The sequence below is a fragment of the Cohaesibacter marisflavi genome (assembly GCF_900115225.1).
Classification (GTDB): Bacteria; Pseudomonadota; Alphaproteobacteria; order Rhizobiales; family Cohaesibacteraceae; genus Cohaesibacter; species Cohaesibacter marisflavi.
In genome coordinates this window covers 77,034-100,694 of the sequence record NZ_FOVR01000006.1, presented here as the reverse complement: position 1 = coordinate 100,694, position 23,661 = coordinate 77,034, and the positions used below count along the sequence as shown (strand labels likewise).

Genomic DNA, 23,661 nt, shown 5'->3' with positions numbered 1-23,661 from the left:
CTTTTGCGCTACTTGGGCAATTGGGGTTTGACCTCTGCCCATCCTGTTTTGCCAGTGGTCGCAACCTAGCGGCTTCGTGAGCCTCATACTTGACATGGCTTGCTGACTTTTCGAGAGATGGAGAAATGAATGCTGGCCGTACGCTTGGAAGAAGGCTGTGTGACGAGCGCCTTAAGCGTCGGCCTGCTCGGCTTCATGTTTCTTGCGGTTTTCTTCGATTGCGTCGCAATTTTGCGATGCCCAGAGGCAAAGGGCATAGAGTGGATCGATCAGGGTTTTCCCCAAGTCCGTCAACTCATATTCTACCTGAGGCGGATTTTTATCGGCGTGGACAGTACGCAAAATCAGTCCGTCGCGCTCCAAAGCGCGCAAGGTCAGTGTCAGCATGCGTTGTGAAATGCTCTCTATTTCTCGTCTCAAAACGCTGTAACGCTTTGGTCCTTCTGATAAAACCAGAATGATAAGGGTCGACCACTTGTCGCCTATACGGGCCAGAATCGGAGAGATGCTGCCGCAGTCTCCGGGAACACTCATGTTACCTAGCTTCAAAGTTGTGCCTCCTTGCGCGGCTCTATGACGCTACTATTGTATGTAACATACATTTTGTTCGTTATAAAGGAGAAGCAAGACATGTGTGAATTCTGTAAGGCGGGACTTCCTCATCGCGAAACGGGCACCTCACGCAGAAACATCCTGAAGAGCGCGATGGCCGGAGCGACGGCAGCCGCGCTATTTCCCACCCTGCTCAACCGTTCGGCCGAGGCCTCTGAATTGCCCAAGGGTGTGGGCACTTCAGGTCGGCGTACACTTGTAAAAGGCGGCTATATTCTTTCTCAAGACCCCTCTGTTGGAGATTTCGTTGGGGACGTGTTGGTCGAGGGGAAGAAAATCCTTAAAGTGGCTCCCTCTGTCGAGGCCTCTGATGCTGCGGTCATCAATGCCAAGGGGCGTGTCGTCATGCCCGGTTTTGTTGATACCCATCATCACCAGTTCGAAACGGCGCTGCGTTCCTTCCTGCCCAACGGTATCATGTTTGCCGATCCGACCCGCTCGGGAGAACCGAACTATCTCGATGACATTCTGGGCAAATTCTCAAAGGTCTATCGCCCCGAGGATGTCTATATCGCCGAGTTGTTCGGCGGGCTCAGTCAACTTGATGCCGGTGTGACGACGGTGCTCGATGTGTCCCAGATCCACCATTCGCCAGAGCATTCGAATGCCGTCATCGAGGGCATGAAAGATGTGGGCCGCCGTGGTGTCTTTGGCTATTTCGAAGGTTATGGTCCGGATCTGGCCTATCCGCAGGATGCGCGCCGCATTCGCGATGAGTATTTTGCCTCCGATGATCAGCTCCTGACCATGCTGATGGGCGGGGAAGCCTATTTGCCTAACATCGACCCGCTGGACCTCTGGAATCTGGGCAAGGAACTCGACCTGATGGTCGGTCTGCATGTGGTCGGCTCATTGGGTATGCAGGAAACCATGGATCGCCTCATTCCGCATTATACCGACAAGCATCTGTTCATTCACATGACCGGTATGTCGGATAGGGCCTGGGATCGTGCCAAGGAAGTTGGTGCCCATGTTTCCCTCTCGGTGCCTATAGAAATGCAGATGCGCCATGGCATGCCGCCGATCCAGAAGGCCATCGACATGGGCATGGATCCGTCCCTGTCGGTTGATGTGGAATGTACCATGACCTCGGACTTCTTCACCCAGATGCGCAGTGCCATCACCCTGCAGCGGGCCATGGCCAACCAGCAGGCGCTGGAAGATGGGCCGGAGAATGCACCAGCATTGCTCCATGCGCGTGATGTGCTCAAGTTAGCCACCATCAACGGTGCAAAGGGTTTGAAACTGGATCACAAGACCGGCTCTCTGACGCCGGGCAAGGAAGCGGACATTATTCTGCTCGATGCCGAAGCCCTCAACGTTGCCCCGCTCAACAATGCTCCGGGGGCTGTTGTGACGTTGATGGAACGCTCCAATGTCGAGACCGTCATGGTTGCCGGTCAGATCAAGAAATGGCAAGGCCAGCTGGTCGGACAGGATATCGCTGCGCTGCGCGACAAGATCACGGCATCGCGCGATTATTTGTTCGAGGCTGCCGGGATCGAAATCCCTCTTTTTGATTGATTCTTTTTGTGGAGTTTTACCAACCATGAAAAGAAAGCCTCGCGCGGAAATCGCGCGGGGCTTTGTTGTCGGTTCCTCACAGGGGGGGCTTACTGCGCAATATAGCCGACGCGATAGATTTGCGTCCTCTCATCACGCTGAACTGGAAGGTGCTGCCCCATCTCAAAGTAGATCTGGCGCCATGTATGAGGGTCAAAGCCAGCAAAGGCCGCCGTTGCCCCTCGTTTGATAGCGGTGCTGACAGCTTCCTCCATGTCTTTGCGTAGATCGGCAAGGCTGGTTTGCGGTGCTATGGGAGCTATGTGGCGTGTGGCGAACTGGCTTTTCGCCACATCATCGGTTACGCAATGAGCAAGGGGAAGCCAGATTTCGATGTCGGGCCTGCCGAAACTGTCTTTAAGCGCTTCAAAGCCCTGACTGGCAAGAAATGCGCTTGCCCCTTCGGCGTCATCCCAAATATAGAATGGTGCATAGAGATTGTGCTGACTGCTATAGGCCTCATCCTGCCGCTTGGCAGACAGATAGGCCTTGCATTTGAGATGCGGAAATCCGTTGAGCAAATGGCCTTTGCTCTTTATTCGCTCATCAATGCGCGTCATGTCGTAGTCGGCAGGCAAGGTGAAGCTATATTGCATTGCGATCATTGAAATGCTCCGTATCTAGGGTGGGTCCAAGGCACCGAATGGACCGCGCATATATCGCGTTTTCATCTTATCCATCTTGGTGATGCTGATTGACATCTCTTGTCTATCGCATCATGATTGTGCTGAAAATCACATAGTTTTTGAGTGATAATCCTGAAAAACGGGATGGTGATGCGGAAAATCAATCTGGATATGGCCGCCCTGCGCACATTCGTGACGGGCATTGAGGCGGGCTCATTTGCACTTGCGGCGGATCGTCTGGGGCGTTCTACTTCTGCGGTCAGTGCGCAACTTAAAAAGCTGGAAAGCCAGATCGGCAGCCCCTTGACCCAAAAGTCTGGGCGGGGTCTTGCCCTGACCGATACGGGTGAACAGCTATTATCCTACGGGCGCAGGTTGATCGAGCTGAATGATGAAGCCATCAGCGCCTTGTTCGACCCCGATCTGGAAGGCTGGGTTCGGGTGGGCCTGCAGGAAGATTTCGGCGAACGGCTGCTTCCCTCCATCCTTAATCAGTTTGCGCGGACGCACCCCAAGGTTCGCATCGAGGGGCGCATTGCCCGCAACAAGGAATTGCGCGAAAAGGTTGCCAACGGACAGCTTGATCTCGCTCTGGCCTGGAGTGATGGTGGATCGGGGGACAATGCGGAAAAGCTCGCCGATATTCGGCTTCGTTGGCTGGCCAGTGACATTGGCGCGCTTCTTTTAAAGCAGAATGCCGCCTCTTTCGTGCCGTTGGTTGCGTTGGAAATGCCATGTCAGATGCGTGTCATCGCGTGCGACTGTCTCGACAGACAGGCCTCCGCTTGGCGGATTGCCTTTGAAAGCCCCAGTCTTGCAGGCCTCTGGGCGGCAACCGAAGCGGGGCTGGGGATCGCACTGCGAAGCGAGATCGGCCGGCCGGCCAATGTGCATCCGCTTTCCTGCGCAGACTATGGCTTGCCAGATTTGCCGTCTCTTGGGGTGGTTCTGCATTATTCCAGTCGTGCGCCGAGCCTTGTGACCCAGCATTTTGCTGCGATTCTGAAGAGGGAAGTTGCGGAGGCTGTTGCTGCCATATCTGCGCCAGATGGAGTGGCCGGATCGGCGGTCTGATAAGTGGTGTCGGGTTGGCTGGTGGGGAGGTTTTCCCCGCTCGGAGACGATTTGTCCCAGTCCTTCTTTCAAACCATCCTCAGCCAGTCTGGCACCTTGCTACAGAGGTCATGCTGGCTTATAGATCATGAACTTTCATATTCTCATTTGTTTGCACGGATACGAGACGTCATGATTACTCCGGTTCTTTTATGTGGTGGGTCTGGTACGCGCCTTTGGCCTCTTTCTCGCAAAAGCTATCCCAAGCAGTTTGTGCCTCTGATTGGTGAAGAGACCCTGTTTCAGGCCTCTGCCAAGCGGTTGTCCGGAGAGGGATATAATGAACCGGTTATCGTGACCAACGCCGACTTCCGTTTCATTGTGCCGGAGCAGCTTCTCGAGGTCGGCATCGATCCGGGGGCGATTCTGATCGAGCCGGATCGACGCAACACGGCCCCGGCGGTTTTGGCGGCGGCGCTCTATCTGGCAGAGAAAGACCCCGATGCCCTCATGCTGGTGGCGCCTTCGGATCATGTGGTTCCGAATGCAGATGCCTTCCGCGCCGTGGTCAAGATTGGCGAAGCTGCAGCCAAGGAAGGCAAACTTGTTACCTTTGGTATTGAGCCAACCCATCCGGAAACAGGCTATGGCTATCTGGAGCTTTCCGACTGTCTGGGGGCTGACAAGGCGCGGGCTATGAGCCTTGAACGCTTTGTCGAGAAGCCGGATCTACCGGACGCGGAGAAAATGGTTGCGTCAGGGAAGTTCCTCTGGAATGCGGGCATTTTTCTGTTCTCCGCCAAGGCGATCATCGAGGCGTTCAAAAAGCATGCTCCCAATCTGATGGAGCCAATCGAACATTCCGTGCGCAAGGCTGTGCCTGATCTGGGCTTTCTGCGTCTGGAGCCGGAAAGCTGGGCCAAAGCGGAAGATATCTCGATTGACTATGCGGTGATGGAGCGGGCGGATAATCTGGCCGTGGTGCCTTTTTCTGCTGGTTGGTCTGATCTTGGCGACTGGGGGGCCGTCTGGAAGGAAAGCGAACGGGACGACAAGGGCGTGGCGCTTTCTGGCAATGCGACCTCTATTGACTGCTCCAACTCGCTGCTCCGCTCCGAGGCTGAAGGGCTGGAGATTGTTGGCGTCGGGCTGAATAATGTGCTGGCTGTCGCGATGCCGGATGCCGTTCTCATTGCTGATGCAAGCCGAACGCAGGACATCCGCAAGGCCGTTGATGCTCTCAAAGAGAAAAAGGTGCGGCAGGCCGAGGCTTTCCCGCTGGATCATCGCCCATGGGGCTGGTTTGAAAGTCTTGTTGTCGGCGGGCGTTTTCAGGTGAAGCGCATCGTAGTCAAACCCGGCGCGGCCCTGTCCTTGCAATCGCATCATCATCGGGCCGAGCATTGGATTGTGGTCGAAGGAACCGCCAAGGTTACCATCGGAGCAGAGTCTAAGCTGCTGACGGAGAATCAGTCGGTTTATATTCCCCTTGGAGAAACCCACCGTCTGGAAAATCCGGGCAAGGTGCATATGGTGCTAATCGAAGTGCAAACGGGTTCTTATCTTGGCGAAGATGATATCGTTCGCTATGAGGATATCTATTCAAGAGATTAGGGTATCGCTCCGAGCTATGGCGGTTGGTGTGCCGATCTTGCCAGACCATAAGAGTAGGGATAATTGATCCTTCAAGCCGTATCTCTCAGGCATTTGGAATGAAATTATGGAAGTGAAATTTGGGACAAGTGGTCTGCGCGGGCTTTCGAGCGAGTTGACGGGGCTTCCAAGTGCTTTATATATGACCGCTTTTTGCCGCTTTCTGGAAGAAAAAGGGCTTGCTCAAAAGGGGGACGTCCTTCTGGTGGGGCAGGATCTGCGCCCATCCAGCCCGGAGATTGCAGCGCTGTGCTTCGGAGCCATCAAGTCTTGCGGCTTTGTGCCGATTGATTGCGGTATCCTGCCGACCCCTGCGCTGGCCCTTTCTGCCATGGGGCAGAATGCTGCCTCGGTGATGATTACCGGCTCGCATATTCCGGCAGATCGCAATGGCATCAAATTCTATGTGCCTTCTGGCGAGATTACCAAGGAAGATGAGCTTGCGATTGTTGCGTGGGCCGAAAAGCTGAGCGGTTCGGTTCTCGAGGAAAAGGGCGTTTCAGAAAGCGATGGTGGTGCAGCCATTTCTGCCTTTTTGCAGCGGGCTGCATGCCTTTTGCCAGAAGGGGCATTCAAGGGCAAAAAGATTGGTGTCTATCAGCATTCCACCACTTGCCGCTCTATGCTGGTTTCTTGCCTTGAGGATTATGGCGCAGAGGTTGTTCCTCTGGGGTGGTCTGATGCGTTCATTCCGGTCGATACGGAAGCCGTATCGAGCGAGACTGTTGCCCTGCTGCAAGGCTGGGCCCGGGAGCATGGTCTTGACGCTGTTGTCTCGGCTGATGGCGATGCAGACCGGCCCTTGGTGGCCGATGAAACCGGCCTGCCGCTGCGGGGGGATCTTGTCGGCCTCATTACCTCGGGCTCTCTTGGTGCTGAGGTGGCGGTTACGCCCATTACGTCCAACTCCGGCATCGAGAAAAACGGGGCTTTTGAAGTGGTGCGTACCAAGGTTGGCTCGCCCTTTGTCATCGCCGGCATGATGGAAGCCCTGTCTCAAGGCAAATGCAATATCGTCGGGTTTGAAGCCAATGGTGGCTATTTGACGGCGACTGCCTTTGCTCCGAACGGACATCCGCTTACCGCTTTGCCCACACGGGATTGTTTCCTGCCTATTCTTGCTACGCTCCATAGCGCGTTTAGCGCGAACAAGTCTCTGTCCGAGCTTGTTGCGGACTATGCGTTGCCTTATGCGGATGCTGACCGGATCAAGAATTATGCGCAGGAGCGCGGCTCTGCCCTGATGACATTTTTGCGCGAGAGTGATGATAATCTTGCGCAATTCTTTGAGCCTATTGGCGCTGTGGCTTCCAAAAGCGACATTGATGGACTGCGTGTTTTGCTAAAGAGTGGCGAGATGGTCCATTTCCGCCCCTCGGGCAATGCACCTGAAATGCGTTGCTATGTGGAAGCGGAAAATGAAGCGGCAGCCAAGGCACTTTTGCAAAAAGGGCTGGGGCTGTTGAAAAATTTCACTGTCTGATTTTGCCTAAGTATTGCGATTATTTGATTTAAAGCCGCAGACTTGATGATCAAGCGGAGCCTTCAGGACTAACCAAGAGAACCAGCCGGTGACCAGAAAAATCGTCCAACTGACAAGCAACAACAATCTGGAGTTTTTCTTCCGTCAAACGCCGAAGGGCGATGGGATATGGGGAGACAATCAGTTCGATCTGGTCGATGGACGGCACCATGCCGACTGGCTCGTCGCCTATGATGAGCCCAACAAGATATGTGAAACAGATTTGCCCAGGGAGCGTCGGATTCTGTTTCGTACCGAACCCAAGAGTATCAAATATTATTCGGCGGACTTTCTGAATCAGTTTGGGGCTGTTGTCTCCATTGATGACAATCCGTCGTTTGATGGGCAGACGATCTTGTCTCAGGTGGCTTTGCCCTGGATGTATGGTCTCGATTTTGAACGACCCCAAGAGGCCTATCAATGGGACGCGCTGGCCGCCGATAGAGCCGTGCCGCATAAGGGCGAGCTGTCGGTCGTCTGTTCCACCAAGAATATGAATATCAACCAGAGCCGCCGTATCCGCTTTCTCTCTATGCTGAAAGAGGCGTTGGGCGACCGGATTACGCTGTATGGCCGTGGTTTTCGTCCTATCGCGGACAAGAGGGAGGCCATCGACGGCTATCGCTATCATCTGGTGCTGGAGAATAACCTGCTCAAAGATGGATGGACCGAAAAGCTGGCTGATCCTATTCTGGGCGGGGTTTTTCCTATCAGTGCCGGGAGCCCCAATCTGGGTGATTATTTCAACCCGGAAGGCTTTGCCTCTATCGATATCACCAAGCCTAGGCAAGCGGTTGCGAAAGTCCTTGATATTCTTGATCGCGATCTTGCCATGAAGGCAGGTGCGGCGATGAAGGAAAACAAACAGCGCCTAATGCAGCAGAACAATTTCTTCTCTCTATGCAGCCGGGTCATTGAGACCATTGAAACCCGTCAGGGGGATGGTGATTTTCAGAGGCTGGAAAGGGCCTTTTCTTTCTGCCCCAATCGCGTGCCGAAATGGAAAAAGCTCTGCTCTGTGCCCAAGCCTTTGCGCCCAGTGTCTCGCAAGATGTATCTCTCCCTCTTCGAAAGGCAGTAGCTCCATGCAAGCAACGTCTAACAGTCCGGAGCTGGACAAGGTCATCGTAACGAAGCTGCAGGGCGGGCTGGGAAATATCCTGTTTCAATATCTGGCCGGTCTGGCCCTGGCGCACAAGCATGATTGCCCTTTGTACTGTGCGCAGGATGGCGGCATTATGCATCAGTCAGGGCTTGAGCTGGTGGGCATAAAGCCTGACTATATCGAGCTGCCCGATGCCCTGATGCGTCGTTCCCGCCGCAAGAAGGATCGCCGGTTGGGCGATCACTTCAGAACGATGCTGGGTCTGTGGCCTTTAAAGCCGGTAACCGAGCCGCATTTTCACTATTGGTCGGGCTTTGAAAATCTGTCGAAGGGCATTCTGTTGTCAGGCTATTGGCAGAGCCCGCGCTATTTTGCATCCCTTGTCGATCAGCTGGCCGAGATTATAAAGTTGCAGCCCATTCTTGAGACGTGTGATCCGGCTTTGGTTTCTCAATTGACGGGCAATAACACGGTCAGTGTTCATATTCGCCGTGGGGATTTCTTGAAAAACCCCGAGGCTTTGGCCGTTCATGGTATTGTTGAAGCGGACTATTATGATCGGGCACGAGAGCAGTTGGAGCGGGATCACCAACCGGATCTTTATTGCATTTTTTCCGATGCTCCGGAGGCGGCAAAGGACATGCTGTCCCACTGGGATCGAACGCTCTTCATTGAGGGTAACAACCAACAGCAAGATCTGGCACTGATGAGCTGTTGCCGTCACAATATTATTGCCAATAGCAGCTTCAGCTGGTGGGGGGCTATGCTCAACCAGAGTGGTGACAAGCAGGTTTTGGCTCCGAAAAACTGGTTCTCGCCCGAGGCCTTGAAACGCCGATCTGTGGCAGATCTGTTCCCTGAGGGGTGGCTGACGATCTGACGTGCCCTTTGCAACGGGCTTCTATATGCTCGCCACATAGCGAAAAAAGACTATCTCATGAGAGCGTTTCGATGAAAGTTTTGAATTATTTGCCACGCAACATGCATTTTGGACCGGCCAGAGCCACGTCCATTGATCTGTGCGTTCATCAGCAGAGCGTGAGAAGCGAGCATGAAATTCTGGTGGTCTGCGACGAAATCGATAAGCCCTTTGACGATGTGGCGCTGAGGATGCTGTTTAGTGGCAGCCGCAAGCAAAAGCTGCGGCAGCTGCAAGCCATCGTTGCCGAGTTTCAGCCAGACCTGATCGTGGTCCAGCAGCACGGACCGACGGCGCAAAATGTTGCAAAGCTCTTTCGCCCCGTTCCGGTTATGCTTCATCGGCATAATTTTGAAGATGGTGGCAAGCTGTCCTGGTTTAAGAAGTGGCGTCATCAGAAGCGCTATGAAGCCTTGCAGGGGCTTATCTTCGTATCAGACACGTGCCGGACGAGCTTTCTGGAGCGATATCCAGCCATCAAGACGCCGCTCTATACGGTCTTTAACGGGATCGATTGTTCGCTCTGGCACGCGGATAAGGGTAAGAAAAACGAGATCCTTTTTATCGGTCGCATCGAGCCACAGAAGAATGCGCTTCCAGCGGCTGAGGCGATGGCGCAATTTGTCGCGCAGCGGCCTGATTGGTCGGGCTGTCTGGTCGGTGGGTTTAGCGGGTCTGATGAATATGTGGCAAAAGTGAAGCGGGCCGTTGCAGGCAGTGAGCGTCTCACCTTGCTGGATGGATTGCCCCATGAAACCATAAAGCAACGTTTGCAGGAGGCAAAAATATCGCTTATCTGCTCGGAGCGTGAGAGCTTTTGCCTCGTCGCCATTGAATCTTTCGCCGCCGGGGCCGGGGTGGTTTCCACGGCGAATGGGGCCTTGCCAGAAACCATCGGTAAGGCAGGTATCTTCCTTGAAAGTCTCGATGTTGAGGAGATTGCCGCTTGTTTGATGAAAATGGCCGACGAGCACGCGCATTTTGCGGCTCTTGGGGCTCAACAGGTCCAGAAATTCGACTTGCAGCAGACCGTCCATTGTCTGGACGACGTCTATAGAAAAACTGTCGGATAAAGGCGAAGACCGGATAGTGGACATAATGGAAAAAATACCCGAAATCTCAGTTGTCTTGCCGGTATATAATGGCGAAAAATATATCGAAGCAGCCCTGATCAGCATATTGGAGCAGGATTTTACCGACTTCGAACTGCTGGTCATCAATGACGGTTCGGTTGATGGCACTGAGGCGATCTTGGAGCGGCTTGCCGCGCAGGATGAGCGCATCCGGATCCTCGCGCGGGACAATGACGGGCTTGTTTCTGCCCTCAATTGGGGGCTTGAGGAAGCGCGTGCGCCGCTTATCGCCAGAATGGATGCCGACGACATTTCCTACCCCAATCGCTTTTCCAAGCAGTGGCAGTTTCTCAAAGACAATCCCGATGTCGGGCTGGTTTTCGCCCAGATGAACAAGGTCGATGCGCAAGGTAAACCGATTGGCAAAGTGACCAATACGCGTACATCACCGCAAGATGTGGCCGTAGCGTTGAGTAAGGGCAATTGTCTGCCGCATCATCCCACTGTGATGGCCAGACGCTCCGAGATGTTGGGTGCTGGCGGCTATCGGGACGTCTTCAAGGGCGCAGAGGATCTGGATCTCTGGTATCGCATGAGCAAGAGAACCAAGCTGGCTGGCTTGGCAGATGTGCTTCTGGACTACCGGCTGCATGAGGGGCAGGTCACCCAGACATCCATCGTGCGGCAACGCTTCTCTCAGGATCTGATTATTCTCATTGCCAAAGAATTGGAAGCCGGTCGGGATGATCCTTCAAAAGGCTGGGATTGTGTGCCTTCGTTTGACTGGACTGCAACGTCGCCCCAGCTTCTGGCTGCGCCAGCGAATATGGTGGCGCTTTTTCGCTACTACCATCTGATTGACCGCATTTTGACGCTCAACGGCATTAAGGACCTCGCGTCAGAGGATCTTGATGCGCTGCTTGATGGCTTAAAGAGCAAGTCTTTCTTTGGAAGCGCCAAGGTGCGGCAGGTGCTCGCCCATCACATTGTGCAGGAAGCCAGACGGCGCGGCCTGCGCGGGCTGGCACTGAAAGCGATGCTTTTTGCGCTCAAGACCAACCCATCCCGCGCTCTTCGCCATGGCTTCAAACCATTCTGATTGGGTGTCGGCGCGACAAAGACGTATCCTTGGGGTTTGCTCATTGCACACGGCGCAATAGTTTCAAGATATGGATACAGTTTGAAACAAAGTCTTTTCGCAAAAGAAGCGAAAGGGGAACAAGGCCTATAGTAATGGTATTTTGGCGATCGAATAACAATGCTCGCAAGCGCTTTCATGAAACGACCAAGGTGAGCGCGAGTGCTCGCATTAGCGATGACACCCAACTGGGAAAATATTGCTATGTTGGCAACTACAGCGACATAACCAAGGCGACGATTGGCAATTATGTCTCCATCGCGAATAATGTTTCGATTGGCTCCGGCGAACATCATTTGACTAATATTTCCACCAGCAGCCTATTTTACGATGATCCATATGAAGAGCTTACCCAAGGAGATTGCTCTCTGGGAAGCGATGCCTGGGTCGGTGTGGACGCCATCATCCGCCGAGGGGTTTCCATTGGAATCGGAGGCGTTGTCGGGGCCAACTCCTTTGTGAATGCCGATGTTCCGGATTTTGGCATTGTGGTTGGTTCGCCTGCACGCCTGATCGGCTTTCGGTTTTCCGAGGCGCAGAGAGAGGCAATTCTTAAGAGCCAATGGTGGGAAGAGGATCTGGAACGGGCGCGCACGATTATGAAGCAGCTGAAGGTTAATATGTTTGCTGTTTGATCCTGTCTTGCACGCTTATTTCTTCTTTGCATCCGACAAGAGCTGATGCTCGTAGATCTTGGCGATGCGCAAGAAGCGTGAAAAGGCATAATTGTGAGCCAACACCAGCCCCCAGAAACCATAACGGTAGCTGCGGCGCAGGATATAGCTTTTCAGGAAGCTAAGCGGAAATTCATAGACCAGACGCCAGCGAGAGATATGGCGTCCCTTTGCGACGATGTCGTCTCTCTGCATGTCCGAATAGCGGTTCATCTTCTCCACGGCCCACTGGACCGAACGAATGGAGTAATGTGCAATCTTTTCGTCGAGCTTCTTGATCGTTGCGTCTTTCTCAGGCCTTACCGTGTCATGCACGGTGGATTCGGAAAAACGGCCCTTGTTACGGTTATAGAGACGGTATTGCCAATAGCCGTAAGCCCATTTCTTTGGCTTGTCTTCATGCGCGAAGACGTCAAGGATCTCGATCTTGTATATGTCGACATCCGGGCCGATCTTGAAAATGGAGCAAATTTTATCACGCAGTTCCGGGGTGACTTCTTCATCTGCGTCAATATTCAGGAGCCAGTCATTGCGACACAAATCTTCGCCGAAGCGCTTTTGGCGCCCATAGCCCGGCCAGGCATTGAAATGGACCTTTGCGCCCAAGGCCTCGGCAAGCGCGGTCGTGTTGTCGGTGGAGCCGGAATCGACGACGATTACCTCGTCCACCCAATCGATAACGCTGAGAATGGCCTTTTCTATCCGGTCCTCTTCATTGAGCGTAATGATGAAGGCTGAAACGGGAAGGGAAATTTTGTCATTTGAATTCTGCATGCACACGCTCATTGTTACCGCCTGTATAAATTGATCACAGCGGCTGGAAGGGGCCTTTGGAATTGCCGGATACACCCGTGGGCCAGAGCGTCCGAGAATAGACCATTTGTTTCCGGCCTGTCATCCATTGAATGGCCATATTTGGTGTGCCTAGAGTGGAACTCCCCAGCTGGGTTGAACCTGTAAATCCAAATGCAAACAGGCTTTGCGCAAAGCTTGGGTTAACAGGTGACAGGTTGAGCAGAGTTGGTCTATGATCGCGCCAACTTGGCCATGGTCTGACCAAACCGGTTTGACCTTGCTTCCGATGTGCATGCTCCATCTCTGCGGCTTCCTTTATAGGCTGCGAGGGTCCTGTGCCTGACGACGAATTTTGGCTGGAAATTGGAGCTGGTTTTTGCGGCGATCCTTTTCACGGGCCAACAAAATTGAACTTGAAGAGAGCAAAGATGACAAAACGGGCGCTTATCACCGGTGTCACTGGGCAGGATGGCTCATATCTGGCCGAATTCCTGCTTGAAAAAGGCTATGAGGTGCATGGTATCAAACGCCGCGCATCCTCTTTCAACACCCAGCGTATTGATCATATTTTTGAAGATCCACATACCGATAATGTGCGTTTCAAGCTGCATTATGGTGACCTGACCGATAGCTCGAACCTGACCCGTATTTTGCAGGAAGTGAAGCCGGACGAGGTTTATAACCTTGCGGCGCAAAGCCATGTGGCCGTGAGTTTCGAGAGCCCTGAATATACTGCTGATGTGGATGCAACCGGCGCCTTGCGCCTGCTGGAAGCCATCCGCTTTTTGGGGCTAGAGGAAAAGGCGCGCTTTTATCAGGCATCCACCTCCGAGCTTTATGGTCTTGTTCAGGAAACCCCCCAGACCGAGACCACGCCGTTCCACCCGCGCTCTCCTTATGCGGTTGCCAAGCTTTATGCCTATTGGATCACGGTCAACTATCGTGAGGCCTATGGAATGTATGCCTGCAATGGCATCCTGTTCAACCATGAATCCTCGCGTCGTGGAGAAACCTTCGTCACCCGCAAGATTACCCGTGGCCTTGCCAATATCGCGCAAGGGCTGGAGCCTTGCCTTTATATGGGCAATATCGATGCTCTGAGGGACTGGGGTCATGCCAAGGACTATGTCCGGATGCAATGGATGATGCTGCAGCAAGATGAGCCGGATGATTTTGTCATCGCGACCGGCGTGCAATATTCCGTGCGCCAGTTCATCGAATGGTCTGCCGCCGAGTTGGGCATTACTATTCGCTTCGAAGGTGAGGGGCTCAAAGAGGTTGGTATCGTGGAGGCCATCTCTGGCGAGGACGCGCCTGCGCTCAAGGTCGGGGATGTGATCGTGCGGATTGATCCGCGCTATTTCCGGCCCGCCGAAGTGGAGACCCTTTTGGGCAATCCGGCCAAGGCCAAGGAAAAGCTGGGCTGGGAGCCGGTCATTACCGTGCAGGAAATGTGTTCTGAAATGGTCGCCAATGATCTCAAGAATGCCCGCCGTGCGCGGCTCTTGCGCGAGCATGGGCTGGAGCTGCCTGTGTGCACGGAAAGCTGACATCAATGACTAAGAAAACACTGCTCCTTACCGGAGGCTCCGGTATGGTCGGGCGCAATATTCTCGAGCATCCGACTGTCAGCGCTTGGCATATTCTCGCTCCGGGGTCCAAAGAGCTTGATCTCACGGACGCAGGGTCTGTTGATGCCTATGTTGCTGAGCATAAGCCGGACCTAGTGATCCATGCTGCAGGGCAGGTGGGTGGCATTCAGGCCAATATGGCCCACCCAGTGGCGTTTCTGGAACGGAACATGGCCATCGGCCGCAATATTATCATGGCGGCGCACAAGGCTGGCGTGAAGAATTTCCTGAATTTGGCCTCGACCTGCATGTATCCTCGGGCGGCGGAAAATCCGTTGCGCGAAGACATGATCCTCATGGGCGAGTTGGAGCCGACCAACGAAGGCTACGCCCTTGCCAAGATCATGGCGACCCGCCTTTGCCAATATATTCGCCGCGAAGACGCAAGCGCGAATTACAAGACCATCATTCCGTGTAATCTCTTCGGGCGTCATGATAAATTCGACCCAAAGCATTCCCATCTTCTACCCGCCATCATTCACAAGGTGCATATGGCCAAGGAAAAGGGTGAGGAGACGGTTGAAATCTGGGGCGATGGCACGGCACGACGTGAATTCATGTATGCCGGTGACCTTGCCGATGCCGTCATGAAGGCGGCAGGTGATATCGACGCCTTGCCCGAGCTGATGAATTGCGGGCTTGGTCATGATCACGAAATCAATACCTATTATCAGAGCGTTGCCGATGTTATCGGTTGGGATGGAGACTTTACTCACGATCTGTCCCGCCCCGTGGGCATGAAAAAGAAGCTCTGCGCAACGGATCGTCAAACCGAATGGGGCTGGTCGGCCTCAACCTCGCTGGTTGATGGCATCCGTGCGACCTATGATTTTTATCTCAATGAGGCTACGAAATGAGTGTCCGTTTTCCGCTTGCCACCTCTTCCTGGGATCAGAAAGAGCTGGATGCCATTCAGCGCGTTGTTGCGTCAGATCGTTATTCCATGGGCAATGAAGTTGCTGACTTTGAGCAACGCTTTGCGGACTATTTCGGCTCGAAATATGCCGTCATGGTCAATTCGGGCTCTTCGGCCAATCTGTTGATGACCGCCGCTCTGGCCTTTACCAAAAATCCTCACTATAAGCTCTCCCGTGGTGATGAAATCATCGTGCCTGCCGTGAGCTGGTCAACGACCTATTATCCGCTCAATCAATATGGGCTGCATCTCAAATTTGTCGATATCGATCTGGAAACCCTCAATTATGATCTTGAGGCGCTGGAAGCGGCGATCAGCGACAAGACCCGTGCGATCATGGTGGTCAACCTGCTTGGCAACCCCAATGATTTTGACGAGATCAAGCGGATCATTGGCGAACGGGAAATCGTCGTCATCGAGGACAATTGTGAATCGATGGGCGCAACGTTCGGAGGCAAACAGGCAGGCACCTTCGGCGTGATGGGCTCCTTCTCCTGTTTCTTCTCGCACCATATCTCCACCATGGAAGGTGGCGTGGTGGTGACCGATGATGAAGAGCTCTACCATGTCATGCTTGTGTTGCGAGCCCATGGCTGGACTCGCAATCTGCCCAAGTTCAATCAGGTGACGGGCGAGAAATCAGATGATCCATTCGAGGAAAGCTTCCGGTTTGTCCTGCCTGGCTACAATTTGCGCCCGCTTGAAATGTCCGGCGCTCTGGGGATCGAGCAGTTGGAAAAACTGCCTGCTCTCATTGAAGGGCGACGGGCGAATGCGGCACTGGTGCAAGCGCAGCTATCTGACCATCCGGTCTTCATGATTCAGAAGGAAATCGGAGCTGCCAGCTGGTTTGGCTTCTCACTGGTGATACGCCCCGAGGTCGATGTTGCACGTGCGGATCTGGTCAAGGCCCTCGTTGCGGCCGGATTTGAATGCCGTCCTATCGTCGCGGGCAATTTCGCCAGAAACGAAGTGATGCAGTATTTTGATTATTCGATCCATCAGGATTTGAAGAATGCCGATTATATCGACCAGCATGGGCTGTTTGTCGGCAACCATCATTATCCGATCCCTGAGGCTGTTGAGGCCTTGTCGCAAATGATGCGTTAAACCGGATATGGCCTTCCCCGGTATGCGGCTAAGGCCGTCCGGGGGAGGCTGAAAACTATTCCCGATTGCCGCCTAGCTGTTGCCATATTCGGCAATGAAGGGCAGGGGTATTTCCTCGTTGGGGTATGAAAGCCCCTCAGCTTCCAGCCAGTTTGACAGAGTGCGGTTGAAGTCCTCTATGCCATATTGCACAGGACGGAAGCGCGGCGCCCAAGGCGCTGGATGATAAGTGCCATCCTTATCGAAATCTCCGCCGTTCCAGTCTGTCCATGGGGCGCAAGGATTGATGTGTGCGCCAATCCGGCTATGCAGCACTGCGACCTTGCCGACCGCTTCCAGCGTCTTGAGCGCTATGGTGCCAGTGGGGGCTTCATAATGGGATAGCTCGCCCAGCGTGCAGCGATAGCCCTTAACGGGGGAGATGCCGTAAGGGGTTGCGCGCACGCGCTCGAACCATTGCCGGCCAAGATAGAAGCCTCCATGCCTCGCGGCTTCGCTGTCATCATGGGTGAAGCTGCAATCCCAGAAGACAATGCCATAGGGAATATGGATGTTGGTGCTGGGAGCTGCGACATAGCTGTCAGCGGTGCGTGCACCTTTCGAGCGGATTTCGCAATGGTCGAAAAAGGCGGTGCTGTTGCCAAAGATGAAATCGACATCGCCCTCGATAGTGCAGTTTTTATAATAGGATTTGACGGTGACGCGCGGTTCGTTGGTCTTGAAATAGAGCGTATCCTGATCGCCCAGCAGGCGGACATTTTCAAGCATCACACGATCAGCTGCATCCACGAGCACGGCAACCGCCTGATGCTGCCCGTGAGACAGCTGGCCTTTTGCGTTGCGGGTCACATCTGTCCTGTCGACGATATCCGGTGTGACACGGTCTTCGTTATAGCTGTTCTCGATTGTGAGATTGAGTGCTTCGAAACCGTCGTTGCGCACGCGCATGACGCAGGAATTGGTGGTGCCGATGTCAAAGTCACCCCGAGCGGAAACCTCATCGAACATCGCCCTGATGCTCTCCTCGGTATTAAGGAAAGCCGAGCCGAAGCGCATGGTGTAAGCGTCGGCGGTAAGGCCCTGATCGATATCCACCGAGATGATGGTTTGGCGTGCATCTTCGGCGCGGCCATAGAGTGTGATCGGCACCTTCTGCCCGTTGATTTCGAGCGCTGGGATATAGACCAGCTCGTTATAGGTGCCCGGCGCGATTTCGATAAAGATGCGCTTTGTCAGCCCTTTGCTTTTGGCCTCGGAAATGGCGTGGCTGATGGCCTGCTGAATGGAGGCAAAGCAATCCGGCTTGCTCATGTCGCCCGGATCAACGCGATAATCGGGTTTCAGAGCGCGGGCGTAGCCGTGAAGGGCAGGGCCAATCGGGTCCCAGTCTGCGGGCGATGTCTGGGCGTCCTGAGGGGTGCCATCATGGCTCAAGACCTGCTCAGGGCGGTAGAGGTCTGCCATGTCTTTTGCCATCTGTGGACGGGTCGGGGCGTTGGCGATGGACTTGTCTGTCATTTGTCGGGCCTTTGGTGACGGGATTGCTGCCGTTTTGCTCGGAGGCGTTGAGGCCCTCTTTACTGCACCATTCTGCGCACCACCTTCACGCCATCTGCAAGGCCTGCGGAAGGATAGAGGACGATCTGGTCTCCTGCGCTTAGACCATCAAGAATTTGCGCTGAAATGCCATTGTCTTTTCCGACCTTTACACGGGTTTGATATGCAGTTTTGTCCACGACCCTGAAGACCGCCCATGTCTCGCCATCCCTGAAGAGAGCATTGGATGGTATGAGTAGGGTATTATCATCGGACCAGATGACGATTTTTAATTCCACCCGATAGCCATGCCCGAGCTTCTCGCGTTCGTTTTTGGGGCTGGTGAAGCGGATGATCGCCTTGACGCGTTGTTCTTCCACCCCAAGGGAGGAATATTTGGTGTAACCCCATGGCTCGACCCGCTCCACGGTGCCTTCCAGTTCGCTGTTGCCCCCCCAATCTGCGATCATGACGCGGTCTCCCGGGCTGACCTGTACGGCATCGGTGGAGAGCAATTCCACGACGACTTCCAGATCATGATCGATATTGCCGATTTCCATGATGTCGGTGCCCGCAGAGAGCGTGGTCTCGCTTTTCTGGATGACGCGCAATACGGTTCCGGTGGTCGGCGCTGTCAGGGGGACAGGGGCGGAGCTGTCACTGGTTGCGCCTGCGGCGTCCTCTTCAAAGCCGATCAGGCGGGCGCGGGCATTGTCGAGTTCTGCTTCTCTTACGGCGATCACCGCTTCGGCATTGTCCTTGGTTGCGCTGGCTGCGCGATATTCCGCTTCAGCGCGATCCAGTGCGGCCTTGCTGGCGGTGTCTGTTTCGGCAAGCCTGCGTGTGCGGTCCAGTTCCTGGCTGGCAAGGTCCAGATCGGATTTGGCCTTGTTGAGGTCGGCTCTTGCTACCCGCAGGGTGGCTTCTGCAGCGGTTACAGATGCGCGGGCCTGTTCGCGGGTTCTGATATCCAGCATGGCTGGGCTGGAGGGGCGCATCTGGGCGATGACAGTCTCTCCCTTGACCACAGGGTCTCCGGGCTCCACTTCCACACGCAGCAGCCGCCCGGCAACAGGGCTGGATACCACATAGGCATCATGAACGCGGGTGAAGCCTTCCTCATTGACGGTGACTTGCATGGCTCCCATCTTCGCTTCGCCCATATCGACAGACGTGGGCTGCGGCCAGAAGGCATAGGCCAGAGCAGCCACGACGAGAACCGTTGCCGTGATGGCGAAATAGGACCGGGATCTTTTTCTGGCCATGACTGTTAGCCCTTTCGGTTTGCAATTGCCGCTGTGTTGATATTCATTTCTGCCTCTTGCTTACTCCCGTATTTTCATTCCCGTATTTTCAGGGCCGAGACGAGATCTGCGCGATCAATATCGCGCCGCACGATCCAGCCTGAAAAAACAGAGGCAGCAAGGACCGCAAGCGCCGCTCTGCCGTAGCTTTCGGGGATGAAAAGGATCGGGATCTGGTAAAGATCCGTGCTGAACCCCTTGGCAATCACCATGGTGAAATAATAGCCCAGAATGGAGCCGATTGGCAGGGCGGCCAGCGTGATGACCGCCAGTTCCCCTAACAGAACGAAAGAGACTTCCGATCGGGTGAAACCCATCACCCTGAGACTGGCAAGGTCGCGCTGACGTTCGGCAAAAGCGATGCGGGCGGCGTTATAGACGATGCCGAAGGTGATGACTGCCGCGATGACCAACATGATGTAGCGCATGGAGCCTGCGCCGGTATCCATCATTTTCTGGAAGGCGGCGCGGGCGTCTGATTTCATGCTGACACCGGCCACATAGGGGCGGCTCTTGAGCGCCCTGAAGATGGCGCTGGCTCTGTTTTTGTCAATGCGTAGATAGACAGCAGAAATGCGTCCCGGTTCGCCCAATAGTCTGGTCAGTGTATCCATCTGCATATAGGCGGGGGAGCCCAGCAGGCTCTCGGCCACGCCGCTCACCGGAACGCGCAAGCTGGGGCGGGCGCCTTCCAGCACATCGATATTGAGGATCTCTCCGGGTTGGATATCCAGTTCTGTCGCCAGAGACCGCGACAGGATGATGCCGCGCTCGGGCAGGGTAATGGGTGCGCTCTTTTCATCGAGCGCCCGTTTCAGGCGCGGGTGGGGTACAAGTCCGGTGATGGCGCCGCGATAGCTTTCCACGCCATTGTGAAAGACGACGGCGATGCTGCGCTCTGGCTCTGTTTCGATGATTCCGGGGATGCTTTCCAGTTCGTGGATGGTTTTTGCCCCCAAGGGATGGGTGAAGGTTACGGTCACATCGGATCGGTCCATCACCGTGTAGGTGAGGTCAATGGTGTGGTCAAAGCCTGCCAGCATGGAGATCATTGAAACTGAAAGCGCCATGCCGCAGGCGATGCCCATAAGAGAGCCGATCATCCGTCCCGGTTGACGGGTGATGCGCCTCAGTACCATGCGGCTGGGTTGATCGAGCAGGTGGTTGAGGCGTTTGCCGAAGCGATTGGTTCTGGAATAATCCGGCGGTGCTGGCGGGCGCATGGCAACCGCTGGCGTGAGGGCAAAGACCTTGCGCAACACCAGAAGACCACCGGCAGAGGCCGCCGCGATGGACGTGAGGATTGCCGTGGCAAAAGAGGCCGGGTCAAGCCGGAAGACCAGCATGGGGAATTTGTAATAGGTGAGGTAAAGCGGCATCATGGCTCGCCCAAGGGCTATGCCGCCGATACAGCCCAGAAGGGCGCCGCCGATGGCGATGACCAGCACAAACTTGAAATAGTGCAGGCCCACTTCCCTGTTGGTGTAGCCGAAGGCCTTGATGAGGCCGATCTGTTCGCGCTCTGCTTCCACCATGCGGGAAATGACGATGTTGAGCAGGAAGGCCGCAACGGCCAGAAATAATGGTGGCACAACACGAGACGAAGAGCGCATGCCTTCGATTTCTTCGGTGACGAAGCGGTTGGACGTAAGGTCCTTGAGGCCATAGGAACCGAGCCCACCATAGGGCGAGAGAATGCTGTCGACCCGATCTAGCGTTGCCTGCAGATTGTTGCTGCGCCCGATGGAGAGAATGGCTTCGTTGAAAGCCCCTTGCATGTCGAAGGCGGCGGCAAGGGCGGTGCGGCTCATCCAGATGACACCGAAGCGGCTGTCATCAGAGATCATTTCCCCCGGTGCGACGCTGTAGAGATATTCCGGCGACTGGGCGAGGCCGACGATGGTCAAGGTGCGTTTGGCGCCGTTCATCGTGGCCGACAGAGTATCGCCTGGTTTGAGATTATGCGCATGGGCAAAACTGTTGAGCAGGACGATCTCGTCGGCATCCTTGGCATCCATCCGACGTCCGTCGGTAAGGTGAATGGCGTTAAGGCGTGGTTCTCCACTGTCGGGCAGGGAGATGGCGATGGCACGTAATGGCAGATCAAGGCTCGGCAGGCTGATCAATGCGGAACCGGTGATACGCCCCTCGGCTGCGGAAATGCCAGGCAGGGCTGCCAGTTTGCGGATAATATGGGAAGGGGCGCGCTTGACTGGAGCGAAGACATCCCCGAGACGGTGGCGCTCATAATAGACCCGTCGGGTTTCTTCCAGCGAGTTGATGACACCGGCCATCATCACCAGCAACGTGACGCCGGTGGCGATCACCATGGCAATTGCAATGGCTTGCCCCTTGATGCGCCAGAGATCGCGTGTCAGCTTTTGGTCAAGTGGTGACATGGGATGCCTCTCCTACCACTCGATGTCTTCAGGGTCGCGCTTTGCGTCATTCTCCACCACTTCCCTGATGTGACCATCGGCGAAATGAATGACGCGGTCAGCCATGGCAGCGGTGTTGGCTGCATGGGTGACGATGAGTACGGTCGCGCCCAGCTTCTCGTTGATATCCTTGAGCACCTTGAGCACCACCTTACCGGTCTTGCTATCGAGCGCGCCGGTAGGCTCATCACAGAAGAGAACGGTGGGTTGCTTGGCAATGGCGCGTGCGATGGCAACACGTTGCTGTTCGCCGCCCGAGAGTTGGGCAGGGAAATGATCGGCGCGCTCGGCAAGGCCAACCAGCGCCAAGGCTTCTTCTGGCTCCAATGGATCATCGGCAATCTCTGTGACGAGCTCGACATTCTCATGGGCCGTCAGGCTTGGCATCAGATTGTAGAACTGGAAAACAAAGCCCACATGATCGCGGCGATAGAGGGTCAGCTTGTCGTCCGGCAGATCGGATAGGCAGAGGTCTTGAAAATAGACGTCGCCATCGGTGGCGCTATCCAGTCCGCCGATGATGTTGAGCAAGGTGGATTTGCCGCTGCCCGAGGGGCCGAGCAAAACCACGATCTCGCCAGCAGGAATTTCCAGATCCACGCCGCGCAGGGCGTGAACCGCTGCATTGCCTTCGCCATAGACCTTGGTGAGGCCCTGTGTTCTGAAGGCGAAAGGCTTGCCTGAATTGTCCTGCATCTGAGTTGCCTCACTGAGGGGTCGGGTAGGGGAGCCTTATTGAGCGTGTCGCATCAAGATTGGTTTGTATCTCGACCTTTTCGCGCTCCGTTTATCATACATCATTTCTTTGCTTCTTGCTGGCTCTTTTCCCAGACAAATCCAAGATTCAATCCTGAGATCATTTCCCGTATCAATCCAGAGTCTTGCGGAAACGGGCAAGGGAGAGAATGACAAGAATGATGGTGAAGCCCATGAGAGCAAGCATGGGGGATCGCATCGCCTCCAGATCTGCCCCCTTGAGCATCACCCCGCGCACAAGGCGCAAGAAATGGGTGAGCGGGAAAATTTCACCAATCATCTGGGCCCAATAAGGCATGCCCTTGAAGGGGAACATGAAGCCCGACAACATCAGGGAAGGCAGGAAGAAGAAGAAACTCATCTGCATGGCCTGCATCTGGCTGCCAGCGACAGTGGAGATGAAATAGCCGATCAGCACAAGCGACGAGATGAAAACCAGAATGCCGCTGATCAGCAGCGCCAGAGAGCCCACAAAGGGTACATGGAAGACCATCTTGGCCGCAACCAGAATAACAATGACCTGCACGGCACCAACGCCGAGATAAGGCAATATCTTGCCTAACATGATCTCGAAGGGAGTGGCAGGCATGGCAAGCAGATTTTCCATCGTGCCGCGTTCCACTTCGCGGGTGAGGGCCATGGCGGTCATCATCACCATGACCAACTGTAGGATAACGCCGAGTAGACCGGGGACGATGTTATATTGTGAAATGCCTTCGGGGTTATAGCGACGATGGACGACGATATCCAACTGGCTGTCTTGCTGGCTCTGGGTGCCCAACGCGCGGGTGAGGGCCTGCTTGGCAACGGTCGAAAGCGTGGACACGGCGCCAGATGACGCAGAAGGGTCCGACGCATCGGCCTCTATGAGAATTTGCGGTTCATCGCCACGCAGTACACGCTTTGAGAGGTCTGCCGGAATGGTGACAATGAAGGAGACCTTGCCCTCCAGCATCAGCTCGTCGGCGTCTTTAGCCGAAATGCCGACATAGTCGAAGCGGTAGTAATTTGTGACCTCAAGCGCAGAAACGATGGCGCGGGTAAACTGGTCCTGCGATGTCGTCACCAGCGCCGCTGGCAATTGTTTGGGGTCGGTGTTGATGGCAAAGCCGAACAGGGCCAATTGCACAAGGGGAATGCCTATCATCATGCCGAAGGTGATGCGGTCGCGCATCATCTGGGTCATTTCCTTGGCAAGCAAGGCAAAGAGGCGGGAGAAGGAGAAGAGATGGTTCAT

At 54.8% G+C, this 23,661-nt stretch carries 20 protein-coding genes; 12 read left to right on the top strand and 8 right to left on the bottom strand.

The genetic code is table 11. The features are described 5' to 3' along the window. Positions 1 to 171: 171 nt before the first annotated feature. Positions 172 to 549: a winged helix-turn-helix transcriptional regulator gene (locus BM258_RS12880; RefSeq protein ID WP_090072886.1), complete on the bottom strand. Its 378-nt coding sequence runs from the start codon at positions 547 to 549 to the stop codon at positions 172 to 174. An 81-nt stretch (positions 550 to 630) separates the two neighbouring features. Here BM258_RS12880 and BM258_RS12875 point away from each other — a divergent pair, with 81 nt between their 5' ends. Then, on the top strand, positions 631 to 2,136 hold the full coding sequence (locus BM258_RS12875) for an amidohydrolase family protein (RefSeq protein ID WP_090072883.1): 1,506 nt from the start codon (positions 631 to 633) through the stop codon (positions 2,134 to 2,136). Positions 2,137 to 2,225: 89 nt separating this feature from the next. Here the strand turns inward: BM258_RS12875 and BM258_RS12870 are convergent, their stop codons facing one another. Then, positions 2,226 to 2,780, bottom strand: coding sequence for a DUF4865 family protein (locus BM258_RS12870; protein WP_090072881.1), 555 nt, complete (start codon positions 2,778 to 2,780; stop codon positions 2,226 to 2,228). 165 nt (positions 2,781 to 2,945) lie between these two features. On the opposite strand from BM258_RS12870, the gene BM258_RS12865 reads away from it, so the two are divergent. The 8 genes from BM258_RS12865 (at position 2,946) to BM258_RS12830 (ending at position 11,899) form a co-directional block, all read left to right on the top strand. Then, positions 2,946 to 3,875, top strand: a complete 930-nt coding sequence (locus BM258_RS12865) for a LysR substrate-binding domain-containing protein (RefSeq protein WP_342029354.1) — start codon at positions 2,946 to 2,948, stop codon at positions 3,873 to 3,875. 171 nt (positions 3,876 to 4,046) lie between these two features. Then, a complete protein-coding gene (locus BM258_RS12860; RefSeq protein ID WP_090072880.1) occupies positions 4,047 to 5,468 on the top strand; it encodes a mannose-1-phosphate guanylyltransferase/mannose-6-phosphate isomerase in 1,422 nt (473 codons plus the stop codon). Positions 5,469 to 5,574: 106 nt separating this feature from the next. Then, on the top strand, positions 5,575 to 6,990 hold the full coding sequence (locus BM258_RS12855; protein WP_090072878.1) for a phosphomannomutase: 1,416 nt from the start codon (positions 5,575 to 5,577) through the stop codon (positions 6,988 to 6,990). Between the two features lie 88 nt (positions 6,991 to 7,078). Further along, entirely contained in the window at positions 7,079 to 8,110 is a 1,032-nt protein-coding gene (locus tag BM258_RS12850; protein WP_090072876.1) for a glycosyltransferase family 10 domain-containing protein, read from the top strand. A gap of 4 nt (positions 8,111 to 8,114) precedes the next feature. Then, the gene (locus tag BM258_RS12845; protein ID WP_175528057.1) at positions 8,115 to 9,014 is read left to right on the top strand and encodes an alpha-1,2-fucosyltransferase; all 900 of its coding nucleotides are present in this window, start codon (positions 8,115 to 8,117) and stop codon (positions 9,012 to 9,014) included. Positions 9,015 to 9,085: 71 nt separating this feature from the next. Continuing rightward, positions 9,086 to 10,126: a glycosyltransferase family 4 protein gene (locus BM258_RS12840; RefSeq protein WP_090072871.1), complete on the top strand. Its 1,041-nt coding sequence runs from the start codon at positions 9,086 to 9,088 to the stop codon at positions 10,124 to 10,126. A 25-nt stretch (positions 10,127 to 10,151) separates the two neighbouring features. After that, the gene (locus BM258_RS12835; protein WP_090072870.1) at positions 10,152 to 11,225 is read left to right on the top strand and encodes a glycosyltransferase family 2 protein; all 1,074 of its coding nucleotides are present in this window, start codon (positions 10,152 to 10,154) and stop codon (positions 11,223 to 11,225) included. A gap of 134 nt (positions 11,226 to 11,359) precedes the next feature. Further along, positions 11,360 to 11,899 carry a CatB-related O-acetyltransferase gene (locus BM258_RS12830; RefSeq protein WP_090072868.1) on the top strand — a complete coding sequence of 180 codons (540 nt, stop codon included), beginning with the start codon at positions 11,360 to 11,362 and terminating at the stop codon, positions 11,897 to 11,899. 15 nt (positions 11,900 to 11,914) lie between these two features. On the opposite strand, the gene BM258_RS12825 is transcribed toward BM258_RS12830, so the two are convergent. After that, positions 11,915 to 12,712 (bottom strand): glycosyltransferase family 2 protein, encoded by a 798-nt coding sequence (locus BM258_RS12825; RefSeq protein ID WP_090073136.1) that lies wholly within the window; start codon positions 12,710 to 12,712, stop codon positions 11,915 to 11,917. Positions 12,713 to 13,161: 449 nt separating this feature from the next. Here BM258_RS12825 and gmd point away from each other — a divergent pair, with 449 nt between their 5' ends. The 3 genes from gmd to BM258_RS12810 are packed head-to-tail and all read left to right on the top strand — an operon-like array spanning position 13,162 to position 16,390. Beyond that, positions 13,162 to 14,283 carry a GDP-mannose 4,6-dehydratase gene (gene gmd, locus BM258_RS12820; RefSeq protein WP_090072867.1) on the top strand — a complete coding sequence of 374 codons (1,122 nt, stop codon included), beginning with the start codon at positions 13,162 to 13,164 and terminating at the stop codon, positions 14,281 to 14,283. Between the two features lie 5 nt (positions 14,284 to 14,288). Beyond that, positions 14,289 to 15,221, top strand: a complete 933-nt coding sequence (locus BM258_RS12815; RefSeq protein WP_090072866.1) for a GDP-L-fucose synthase family protein — start codon at positions 14,289 to 14,291, stop codon at positions 15,219 to 15,221. Next, positions 15,218 to 16,390, top strand: a complete 1,173-nt coding sequence (locus tag BM258_RS12810) for a DegT/DnrJ/EryC1/StrS family aminotransferase (RefSeq protein WP_090072864.1) — start codon at positions 15,218 to 15,220, stop codon at positions 16,388 to 16,390. Before BM258_RS12815 ends, BM258_RS12810 begins: the two co-directional genes overlap by 4 nt. Before the next feature lie 72 nt (positions 16,391 to 16,462). Here BM258_RS12810 and BM258_RS12805 read toward each other — a convergent pair whose 3' ends face one another. From BM258_RS12805 to BM258_RS12785, 5 genes are all read right to left on the bottom strand, one after another. Continuing rightward, positions 16,463 to 17,908 (bottom strand): pectinesterase family protein, encoded by a 1,446-nt coding sequence (locus BM258_RS12805; RefSeq protein ID WP_090072862.1) that lies wholly within the window; start codon positions 17,906 to 17,908, stop codon positions 16,463 to 16,465. A 59-nt stretch (positions 17,909 to 17,967) separates the two neighbouring features. Beyond that, on the bottom strand, positions 17,968 to 19,191 hold the full coding sequence (locus BM258_RS12800; RefSeq protein ID WP_090072860.1) for an efflux RND transporter periplasmic adaptor subunit: 1,224 nt from the start codon (positions 19,189 to 19,191) through the stop codon (positions 17,968 to 17,970). Between the two features lie 74 nt (positions 19,192 to 19,265). After that, positions 19,266 to 21,629 carry an ABC transporter permease gene (locus tag BM258_RS12795; protein ID WP_090072858.1) on the bottom strand — a complete coding sequence of 788 codons (2,364 nt, stop codon included), beginning with the start codon at positions 21,627 to 21,629 and terminating at the stop codon, positions 19,266 to 19,268. A gap of 12 nt (positions 21,630 to 21,641) precedes the next feature. Further along, a complete protein-coding gene (locus BM258_RS12790) occupies positions 21,642 to 22,364 on the bottom strand; it encodes an ABC transporter ATP-binding protein (protein ID WP_090072856.1) in 723 nt (240 codons plus the stop codon). Between the two features lie 172 nt (positions 22,365 to 22,536). Continuing rightward, positions 22,537 to 23,661, bottom strand: coding sequence for an ABC transporter permease (locus BM258_RS12785; protein WP_090072854.1), 1,125 nt, complete (start codon positions 23,659 to 23,661; stop codon positions 22,537 to 22,539).

Coding starts and splice junctions, on each gene's coding strand:
- BM258_RS12875 (WP_090072883.1), top strand. CDS start 631: ATGTGTGAATTCTGTAAGGCGGGACTTCCTCATCGCGAAACGGGCACC.
- BM258_RS12870 (WP_090072881.1), bottom strand. CDS start 2,780: ATGATCGCAATGCAATATAGCTTCACCTTGCCTGCCGACTACGACATG.
- BM258_RS12865 (WP_342029354.1), top strand. CDS start 2,946: ATGGTGATGCGGAAAATCAATCTGGATATGGCCGCCCTGCGCACATTC.
- BM258_RS12860 (WP_090072880.1), top strand. CDS start 4,047: ATGATTACTCCGGTTCTTTTATGTGGTGGGTCTGGTACGCGCCTTTGG.
- BM258_RS12855 (WP_090072878.1), top strand. CDS start 5,575: ATGGAAGTGAAATTTGGGACAAGTGGTCTGCGCGGGCTTTCGAGCGAG.
- BM258_RS12845 (WP_175528057.1), top strand. CDS start 8,115: ATGCAAGCAACGTCTAACAGTCCGGAGCTGGACAAGGTCATCGTAACG.
- BM258_RS12840 (WP_090072871.1), top strand. CDS start 9,086: ATGAAAGTTTTGAATTATTTGCCACGCAACATGCATTTTGGACCGGCC.
- BM258_RS12835 (WP_090072870.1), top strand. CDS start 10,152: ATGGAAAAAATACCCGAAATCTCAGTTGTCTTGCCGGTATATAATGGC.
- BM258_RS12830 (WP_090072868.1), top strand. CDS start 11,360: ATGGTATTTTGGCGATCGAATAACAATGCTCGCAAGCGCTTTCATGAA.
- BM258_RS12825 (WP_090073136.1), bottom strand. CDS start 12,712: ATGCAGAATTCAAATGACAAAATTTCCCTTCCCGTTTCAGCCTTCATC.
- gmd (WP_090072867.1), top strand. CDS start 13,162: ATGACAAAACGGGCGCTTATCACCGGTGTCACTGGGCAGGATGGCTCA.
- BM258_RS12815 (WP_090072866.1), top strand. CDS start 14,289: ATGACTAAGAAAACACTGCTCCTTACCGGAGGCTCCGGTATGGTCGGG.
- BM258_RS12810 (WP_090072864.1), top strand. CDS start 15,218: ATGAGTGTCCGTTTTCCGCTTGCCACCTCTTCCTGGGATCAGAAAGAG.
- BM258_RS12805 (WP_090072862.1), bottom strand. CDS start 17,908: ATGACAGACAAGTCCATCGCCAACGCCCCGACCCGTCCACAGATGGCA.
- BM258_RS12800 (WP_090072860.1), bottom strand. CDS start 19,191: ATGGCCAGAAAAAGATCCCGGTCCTATTTCGCCATCACGGCAACGGTT.
- BM258_RS12795 (WP_090072858.1), bottom strand. CDS start 21,629: ATGTCACCACTTGACCAAAAGCTGACACGCGATCTCTGGCGCATCAAG.
- BM258_RS12790 (WP_090072856.1), bottom strand. CDS start 22,364: ATGCAGGACAATTCAGGCAAGCCTTTCGCCTTCAGAACACAGGGCCTC.
- BM258_RS12785 (WP_090072854.1), bottom strand. CDS start 23,661: ATGAACCATCTCTTCTCCTTCTCCCGCCTCTTTGCCTTGCTTGCCAAG.